Source organism: Micromonospora sp. I033 (assembly GCF_053890995.1).
In genome coordinates, this window is record NZ_JBSSLX010000320.1 from 1 (window position 1) to 4,489 (window position 4,489).

Here is a 4,489-nt window from a genome sequence, read left to right on the forward strand (position 1 = left end):
ACGGCCGGCGCCGACAACCACCCCGGCGCCCTCCCACGTACGCGATCACCCTGGTCACCAGGAGCTTCTTCATGAGCACAGCTACACCCGTCGTCCGGGCCCGCTGGTGCGACATCGGCCGGATCGCCGACCTCGTCGCCGAGGCCCTCTCTCCCACCGCCCTCGCCGCCTGGCTCGTCCCCGACGCGCCGCGCCGCACCGCCGTGCTCGCCGCCGTGGCCCGGATCTGGACCGAACACGCCATGCTCTTCGGCGACGCGTTCCTGCTCCGGGACGGCACCGCGGCGACCGTGTGGTTCCACCGCTACCGGCCGATCCCGGCGCCGACCCGGTACGCCGACCGCCTCGCCGCGGCCGCCGGGCCCGACGAGGAGCGTTTCGTCCAGCTCGACGAGGCGCTCGCCGCCCGGCGGCCGGCGGAGGCGCACAACCACCTCGCGCTGCTGGCCGCGCCCGGCCCGGCGGCCGCCCGCCGGGCCGCCGCGGTGCTCGTCGGTGCACAGCGCTGGATGGACACGTTGAGCCTGCCGACGTACGCGGAGGCGTTCACCGAGACCGACCGGGACCTGTTCCGGCGGCACGGGTACGCCGACCGGGAGGCCTTCACGGGGCCGGGCGACAGCACCACCCACCCGATGTGGCGGCTCTCGCCGTTCTGGACCGGCCGGTCCGGCGGCAACGTTCGCTGGCCGGTCCGCCGGCTCAGCGGCCGGACCCGCAACGGCCGGGCCACCGGGTGGGCGCTGCGCTGAGGTCGCGCCGCCGGTGACCGGGCCGGGACGGCGGTCGACCGCCGTCCCGGCCCGGACCGGTCAGCGCAGCGGCGGGTTCGCGTACCGGACCAGTTCGAGGGCCTGCTCGTCGAACCAGGCGCCGGCCGCCGGGTCGGCGATGCCGCCGCGCGCCGGGTCGTGCCCGGTGCCCGTGCCGCGGTCGCACTGCCCGTCGGACTGGCCGGGCGTCTTCACCCAGAGGAACGCGTCGGCCAGCGGGTCACCGGTCGCCGTGGTGGGACGCACGCCCAGCCCCCGGTCCGGCGGGTTGCACCAGGTCTGCGGGTCCGGCCAGCTCACCCCGGCCGGCGGGGTCCACGGCCCCTGCCCGTTGCGGCTGGTGTCCACCACGAAGTGGGCGAGCCGGTCGGCGGGCACGTCGCCGACGTTCTCGGCGTACCAGGCGTCGGTGCGGCCCCAGGTGCTGAAGTCGGCCGGGTCGGCCGGGTAGTACTGGCTGGCGCACCAGTCGAAGTGGCCGCGCGCCCACTCGGGGCCCGCGGTGCCGTAGTGGACGCACTTGGCGATCCAGTTGCCGTACTTGAGCTGCCGCTCGGTGGTCTCGTAGTTGGAGACGTTGAGGAAGAAGCCGTCGGCCTTGTCGACGCCGGCCTTGACGAGCCGGTCGGCGGCGTCGCCGACGCCCAGCCAGGCGCTGTGCGTGCCGTCGAGGTAGACGCTGGTGCGGGGCAGCGCGGCCAGCCTGTCGACGGCGTAGTTGAGCATGGCGAACCGCTCGGCGGCGGCGGTCGCCGGGTCCGCCTCGGCCGGGCGGCACCAGTCCTGGCTGCCGTTGATGGTGGTGTACCAGGGGATGATGCCGAGGCCGTCCGGCTCCAGGATGACGGCCACCTCGTGGCCGCCGATGCCCCGGGCGAACCCGTCGATCCACGCCTCGTACTCGGCCACAGAGGTGGCGCCGCCGGCGGAGTACTGCGCGCAGTCGCGGAACGGGATGTTGTAGGCCACGAGCACGGGCACGGTCTTCTTGCCGGCCGCCCGGCGGACCTCGGCGTTGACGGTCCGGGCGACCCCGGCGGCGGAACCGCCGGTCACCCAGACCGCCTGGGGCGTGCGGATCATGGCGCGGAGCCCGGCCGCCTGCTGGTACCGCCCGGCGGCGGTCAGCTCGGCGATCTGGGCCACCGCCCCGTGGTCCGGTCGGGGGGTGTAGAAGGTCACGCCGTCGCGGATCTCCGCGCCGGCCGGTGCGGGCGAGAAGGGCACGGCCGCGGCGAGGGTCGCGGCGACGGCGGCCAGAGCGGTGGCGGCGCGCCGCCGGAAGGGATTCAGGGCCACGTCATTGCTCCTGAGGGACGGGGGAACGGGTGATGGGAGCGTTCCCGCAGCTCGTCAGAGCCTGCCCGGAGCAGCCGCCACTGTCAATGTCCCGCCCCGGATTCCACCCGGCCACTTCCCCGGACGCCGGTGCCGCCGCCGCAGGTCCGCTAGCCTGCGAGCCGGGCAGGATCACGATTCGGCCGAGCAGTCGGAGGGTATCGGGTGCGGATGCTTCAGACCGGTGACAACGGCCCCGACGGTTCCGCGACCCCGACCCCGGGGCGGAAGCGCCGGCGGCACCGCCTGCTGATCGTCCTGGCGGTGTTCGCGCTGCTGACCGGCTCCGGCCTGGTCGCCGGCGGCTACTACTTCGACAGCGTGCCGACCCCCACCGACCTCAAGCTCCCGGAGTCGACCACCGTCTACTACGCCGACGGCCGCACGCCGCTGGCGAAGCTGGGCGCGGAGAACCGCACCATCGTCCCGTACGACGAGATGAACGACTCGGCCAAGCAGGCCATCGTGGCGGCCGAGGACCGCACCTTCTGGACGAACAAGGGCGTGGACTTCAAGGGCGTGCTCCGCGCGGCCTGGGCGAACGTCACCGGCGGGCAGCGGCAGGGCGCCTCCACCCTCACCCAGCAGTACGCGCGGGTCGCCGCCGACCTGCGCGGGGTGACCTACTCCCGGAAGCTGCGCGAGGCGGTCATCGCCTGGAAGCTGGACGACAAGTACAGCAAGGAGGAGATCCTCGGCTTCTACCTGAACACCGTCCCGTTCGGCCGGGGGGCGTACGGGATCGAGGCTGCCGCGCAGACCTTCTTCGGCAAGACGGTGCGCCGGGACGCCCCGCCGCGGCAGCAGCTCACCCAGGCCGAGGCCATGGTGCTCTGCGCGATGGTGAAGCAGCCGGAGGCGGACCCGGCCGACCCCGAGGGCTCCCCCGGCTACGACCCGCGGCGCAACGCCACCGCCAAGCAGAACTCCATCGACCGCTGGAACTACATCCGGGACGGCATGGTGAAGCTCGGCTACCTCACGTCGGAGCAAGCGGCGAACCTGGCGTACCCGGACTCCGTCCGGCCGATCGACCCCAACGCGGGCCGCTCCGGGCTGGACCGCCCGACCGGCCTGGTGGTCAACCACGTGCTCGCCGAGCTGCGGGAGACCGAGCCGTTCCGCGGCAAGCCGGACGAGGTGATCCGGGACGGCGGCTACAAGATCGTCACCACCATCGACAAGCGGGTGCAGGACGCCGCGGAGGCCGCCGCCGACATCCGCCGGGACACCGCCCCGGAAGCGGTCCGCGGCCAGCCGAAGAACTGGCAGGCCGCCCTGGTCGCGGTGGAGCCGGGCACCGGCCGGGTGCTCGGCTACTACGGCGGTGACAAGGGCTCCGGCGCCGACTACGCCGGCTGGTACCGCGACGAGGAGGGCCAGGCCCGCGGGTTCGGCCAGCACCCGCCGGGCTCGTCGTTCAAGGTGTACGACCTGGCCGCCGCCGTCGAGAACAAGATCTCGGTGAAGCAGCGGTTCGACTCGCCGGACACCAAGGAGTTCCCCGAGTCGGGGCGGACCAAGGGCAGCCCGGCCGGCCCGATCCGCAACGCCGAGCACGCGCCCTGCCAGCCGGACTGCGCGCTCTGGGAGGCGACCGTCGCCTCGCTGAACGTGACCTACTTCGAGCTGACCGAGAAGCTCGGCACCGCCAAGGTCATCGACATGGCGAAGCGGGCCGGGGTCGAGTCGATGTGGGAGACCGTCAAGGGCAACCCCCAGCCGCAGCGGGTGGACCTGCGGGAGGAGCCCGCCGAGGAGGTTGCCGCGCGCTTCTCCACCGAGGTCGGCATCGGCCAGTACGGCATCAGCGTGCAGGACCACGCCAACGGGATGGCCACCTTCGCGGCCGGCGGCAAGCGCGCCGAGGCGCACTTCGTCCGGTCGGTGACCAAGGGCGACGAGAAGGTGTGGACCGAGCAGCTCAAGCAGACCGACCTCGGCCTCGACCAGGAGGCGATCAACCAGCTCGACTGGACGCTGCGCCGGGTCCGGGCGGCCAAGCTGGACAACGGCTGGGACTCGGCCGGCAAGACCGGCACCTGGCAGGCCGGGCAGAGCACCACCCAGAACGTGCACACCTGGATGGTCGGCTGGACCGGGGCGCTGGCCTCGGCGGTCTGGCTGGGCACCACCGACGGCAAGCCGCTCAAGACGACGGCCGGCAGCTACGAGGTCTACGGCTCCACCGGGCCCGGGCCGATCTGGCGGCAGTTCATGGAGCAGGCGACCGCGGCGTTGAAGCTCGACCCGGACAAGTACCGGTTCCAGGATCCGGCGTTCCCGGACGACGCGCCGGAGACCACCGCCCCGACGACGCCGCCGGCGACCTCGTCGCCCACCCCGTCGGAGCGGCCGACGCCGAGCCCGACCCCGTC

General features: G+C 73.7%; 3 protein-coding genes. 2 read left to right on the plus strand and 1 reads right to left on the minus strand.

The features are described 5' to 3' along the window. The coding region (locus ACW0Q9_RS29270; RefSeq protein WP_456186797.1) for a hypothetical protein at window positions 1-752 on the plus strand (752 nt) is incomplete at its 5' end. 60 nt (window positions 753-812) lie between these two features. On the opposite strand, the gene ACW0Q9_RS29275 is transcribed toward ACW0Q9_RS29270, so the two are convergent. Beyond that, window positions 813-2,072 carry a glycoside hydrolase family 6 protein gene (locus ACW0Q9_RS29275; protein WP_456186799.1) on the minus strand — a complete coding sequence of 420 codons (1,260 nt, stop codon included), beginning with the start codon at window positions 2,070-2,072 and terminating at the stop codon, window positions 813-815. A gap of 210 nt (window positions 2,073-2,282) precedes the next feature. Here ACW0Q9_RS29275 and ACW0Q9_RS29280 point away from each other — a divergent pair. After that, a partial coding sequence (locus ACW0Q9_RS29280) for a transglycosylase domain-containing protein (RefSeq protein ID WP_456186801.1) occupies window positions 2,283-4,489 on the plus strand: 2,207 nt, incomplete at its 3' end.